Source organism: Allomesorhizobium camelthorni, assembly GCF_011045125.1.
In the GTDB taxonomy this organism is placed as follows: Bacteria; Pseudomonadota; Alphaproteobacteria; order Rhizobiales; family Rhizobiaceae; genus Allomesorhizobium; species Allomesorhizobium camelthorni.
In genome coordinates this window covers 1-4,529 of sequence record NZ_JAAKZF010000183.1, presented here as the reverse complement: position 1 = coordinate 4,529, position 4,529 = coordinate 1, and the positions used below count along the sequence as shown (strand labels likewise).

Sequence of the window (4,529 nt, the reverse complement as noted above, 5' to 3'; positions counted from 1 at the left end):
GCGCTTGCCTCGGACAGGCTTCAGATGACCCAGGAAGGCCCGTCGCTCGACCAGATGCGCCGCCGATCCGAAGAAGGCGAGCCGCCCGGCGTCGTACAGCGCGACCAGCCGGGTGAGGAACAGCCGGCGGAACAGCTTGCCGAGCACCCGAACTGGAAGGAGGAAGGCCGGACGCGACGATATCCACCGGCTGTCGTCCGGCGCGATGCCGCCGCCCGACACGATCATGTGGACGTGCGGATGGTGCGTCATCGCCGAGCCCCAGGTGTGGAGCACGGCGGTGATGCCGATGCGCGCGCCGAGGTGCTTTGGATCGGCCGCGATGGTCAACATCGTCTCCGATGCCGCCTTGAACAGCAGGTCGTAGACCAGCGCCTTGTTGTGGAACGCGATGTCGGCGACCTCGGCCGGCAGCGTGAACACGACGTGAAAGTAGCCGACCGGCAGCAGGTCGGCCTCACGCTCGGCGAGCCATGTCCGCGCCGCCGCGCCCTGGCACTTCGGGCAGTGCGGGTTGCGGCAGCTGTTGTAGGCGATCCGCCACTGGCCGCAGTCCTCGCAGGCCTCGACGTGACCGCCGAGGGCTGAGGTGCGACAATGCTCGATCGCCGACATGACCTTGAGCTGGACGAGGCTCAGGTGCCCTGCATGGGCGGCCCGGTAAGCGGGCCCGGCAGCACGGAAGATATCGGCGACCTCGACCGAGGCGCGCACGGCTCAGCCGTCGGGCGAGATCTCTCCTGGCTTGAACAGCCCGAGCTTGTCGAGCGGGCTCGTCACGGACCGCACCGTCCGGGTCGCGACCTTGGCGTAGAGAGCCGTGTTGTTCAGTTTGGCGTGCCCGAGCAGCCACGCGTCATAATGCTCACTTTCTATGTCATTGAAAATCAAAGCGCTGTTGAGCGGGATCGGCTGTTAGCGGACGCTGCGGCGCATTCCGCGTGCGATAGGCGGCGATATCCGCCGTCTTGAAGGCCCAGGGCGCACCATAACACACTTGCCGCCCTTTGATGATGCCGAGCCGGGCCATGCGCAGCGCCGTCATCACGCTCACATCCATGATTTGCGCGGCAGCTTCAAGCGTAATCTCGCCTCGCTCAGCCCATTCGCTGGTGCGGTGGACGGCAATGCCGTGATGGCTGCGGAACGAACAGATCCGCGCCTGGGTCCAGCCGTTGCCTCGCCCTGTCGGCTTACCGGCTCGATTGAGGAGCCGCGCAATCTGGCGGTCGGGCATCAGACGCGCCAGCTCGCGGACCAGCGTCAAAGTATCCTCGGGGACTGTCCAGCGATGCTTGCCGGCGGCGTTCATCTTGAGCTCCAATACCGTGTGGTCCCCTCCCTGCCAATGCAGGACCATCTCGATGACGCCACCTTCGATACGGACGACGATCTCGCGCAAGGCTGCGCGAACGATCCTCTTGCGCGTCGCAGATGTTGCTGCCGGGTGCGACCAGGCGAGGTCCAGATCGGCGCCGAGCCGCATCAGCTGATCCCGTTCCTTCTCTCCCAGCAGAGATGGTCTTCGCGCCTCGAGCGCGGCAATCTCGCCTTCGATCTCGTGCACGGCTTCAAGCGCGTTGTTCCAGCGGCGCTCCAGCTCGCCAGCGACCAGACGATTGGCCGGGTCGACGGCATCGTATTGCCGACGCGCATGGGTAGCCTCGTAACGCGCCCGCTGCAGTGCCAGCTCGAGCTGCCTTTGTGCGGCTGACGTCTCGCTCGCTTGAACCTCGAGCGCCTTGGTTGCGGCGTCGATGCCGAGCGGCTTCAAGGCACCAAGAACAGCGGCGCCGACAGCCTCATCGGCGCGCAAGCCGCCAAACGAGATGCACCGCTCGGTGCCATGATTGACGAGCGCACCCCGGCAGTGATAGCGCCCCGCCTTGCCGCTATAAGCGACATACATCTTGCGGCCGCAATGGCCGCAACGCAGAAGCCCCGCGAGAAGCAGCCCCCCGCGCCGTACCGCTCCTTTGGCGGTGGCACTGCCTTTGCCGATTGCGTTATTGGCAATCACCTGTTGGTTACTCTCGAACTCGCTCCACGGAATGTAGCCTTCGTGCTGGTCCTTAAGCAGGACGTCCCATTCCATCTGAGGGCGCCGCAGCCCGCGGCGCACGCGTTTGCGGCCCTCCTCAATGATGACCTTGCTTGTCGTGCGCCCGAAGGCATAGGCACCCGCATAGACCGGGTTGGTCAGAATGTTGTGCACGGTATTGTAGAGCGGCAGTTTCCAGGCGATGAAGCGCCCCTCTGCGTCATGCGACTTAACGGGCAAAGCGATGCCTTCGTCTCTGAACCACATATGGACCTGCCGCACGCTCTGTAGCTCGGCGAACTTCGCGAACACCAGCCTCAACGCGTCCTGCACGCGCTGGTCTGGATCCTTCTCGATCCGCTCGCGCCCGGTCTTCACATAGCCGGCGGCGACACCGAGGAACAGCGCGCCCCGGCGGGCTTTCTGCTTCAGTGCCTCTTGCGAGCGCTGACGGAACAGTGACAACTCGAGCTCGCTCATCGTGCCCTTCATACCAAGCAATAGCCGATCATTGGGATGCCGAGGATCGTAGATTCCGTCCTCGTCGACGATGACGGTCCCGACCAATCCACAGAACTCGATCAGCGTATGCCAGTCGCGGCCGTTGCGCGCCAACCGAGAGGCCTCGATCGCGAACACGGCGCCCGCATGCCCTTCGCAGATCGCCGCCAGGAGCCGCTCGAAACCTGGTCGATTAATGCCGCCGCCCGAGCGGCCGAGATCATCGTCGATGACCTCGATCTTCGCCCAGCCGAGCTGGCGAGCGCGATCGGCGAGTCCGTATTGCCGGCGCTGGCTCTCCTGATTGTGCATAAGCTGATCGGCCGTCGACTGACGGATATAGACGAAGGCACTGCGCGCAAGATGCTCAGCTGTGATCTTGTTCATCTGCGATCCCCCCGTTTGCCAGAGCCATCGCGATCTCGCGCAGCAGAGTCTCCACCAGCATCGTCAGCTCGATCTCCTGTGCCCGTGTCAGCACAACGCTTGGCTCGCCTTCTTCGAACAGGCTTGGCTGGGGACTTTCGAATTGGCGCTTCATTGCGATCTTTCTCCATCGTTGAGTCGGACTGGAGAAATCCTAAAAGCGCATCGATCTCAGCGCGCAGAGATTGCAAGGTCCCAAGGGAAAACTGCGGCTGCGCCGACAGCTTGAAGTGCGTCGCCGCCTCGCGCGTCATCCAAGCCGGTATGCAGGCAAAGGAGCCGTCAGGCTGCGCAATGACCACCAAATCGGAACCACGGTACGCATAGCGCTTCAGAATGAGCACCGTCTCACCGCAGCGCGGATGAAATGGATAGTAAATCCGCCCTTCTTCAGGCTGTTGGCGGGCAGTATGTCGTTGTTTTGAGAAGAACCTGGATGATCCGGATGTCGGTGCCGTCCTCCAGAAGGTGGGTGGCGAAGCTGTGGCGCAGCGTGTGCGGCCCGACCCGCTTGGCGATGTCGGCGGCCTGCGCCGCCTCGACGACGATGCGATGGAGCTGCCGCGTGCTGATCGGCTTCATCGCGTGCTGTCCTGGGAACAACCAGCCGTCGCGATGCATCACGCCCTGCTGGCGCCCGACCTTCCACCACCGGCGCAGAAGGGTGAGCAAGTCCTCTGACAGCATGGCGTTGCGGTACCGCCCGCCCTTGCCGCGCTCGACGCGCAGCAGCATGCGCTCGCTGTCGACGTCGGCGACCTTCAGCGTCGACACCTCGGCGACCCGCAGACCCGCGCCATAGGCGACCGACAGCGCGGCCTGGTGCTTGAGGCAAGTGGTGGCGTTGAGGAGCCGGGCAACCTCGTCGCGGCTGAGCACCACGGGCAGCTTGCGCGGATGCGACAGCCGGACGAGCCTGCGCGCCAGGTCCGCACGGTCGACCGTGTGGGTGAAGAAGAAGCGCAGCGCCGACACGATGCTGTTCATCGTCGGCACGGGAACGCCATCCTCCTGCTGCCAGACCTGGAACCGGCGCAGGTCATCGGCCGTGGCCGTATCCGGCGGCCGGCCGAGGAAGCCTTGCGAACCGTCCGACATCGCGAAGGTAGTTGCGCTGCGTCTCCTGGCTGAACCGGCGCAGGGTCATGTCGTCGATCAGCCGCTGGCGCAGCGGGCTGATGGGTGCATCGAGAACGGGATGGGGCATGGTCAGGCTCCTTGTTGAAGAAGCCCTTGATGCTCTGCCCCCGCCGGACGACGCTCAATGCGGGCGCGACGACCGGTTCGTGATCTCTACCTCACCGCGTGCGCCCATCCCGCGCAGCGGGTTCGTTCTGCGGCCCAGAAGCGGCCATTCGTTACATGCAAGACAAGGGTCGCCTCGGGGTCAAAGCCTTCCGCAGGGGATCATTGCAGGAGTGCTGGAACCGCACAAAAGAGGGGGGTCGCTAGAGGAGGCCAGGAATTTGCGCGTAGAACAACCTGAGGTCATCCCTCTTCTTGGTCATTAGGTTCGCCAGACCATATGAGAGAATACGAGGGAAATGCGTTGGCGAACCAG

At 64.1% G+C, this 4,529-nt stretch carries 4 protein-coding genes and 1 pseudogene; all 5 read right to left on the bottom strand.

The features are described from left to right. On the bottom strand, positions 1-714 hold a 714-nt coding region (locus G6N73_RS34815), incomplete at its 3' end, for an IS91 family transposase (RefSeq protein ID WP_165034409.1). 3 nt (positions 715-717) lie between these two features. Then, entirely contained in the window at positions 718-891 is a 174-nt protein-coding gene (locus G6N73_RS34810) for a hypothetical protein (RefSeq protein WP_425484196.1), read from the bottom strand. After that, positions 878-2,929, bottom strand: a complete 2,052-nt coding sequence (locus G6N73_RS34805; protein WP_165034408.1) for a recombinase family protein — start codon at positions 2,927-2,929, stop codon at positions 878-880. The genes G6N73_RS34810 and G6N73_RS34805 overlap by 14 nt, the downstream gene beginning before the upstream one ends. After that, positions 2,910-3,083 (bottom strand): hypothetical protein, encoded by a 174-nt coding sequence (locus G6N73_RS34800; RefSeq protein ID WP_165034407.1) that lies wholly within the window; start codon positions 3,081-3,083, stop codon positions 2,910-2,912. The genes G6N73_RS34805 and G6N73_RS34800 overlap by 20 nt, the downstream gene beginning before the upstream one ends. 308 nt (positions 3,084-3,391) lie before the next feature. Then, positions 3,392-4,175 (bottom strand): annotated as a pseudogene (locus G6N73_RS34795) (site-specific integrase); the annotation flags it as partial. Positions 4,176-4,529: the final 354 nt, after the last annotated feature.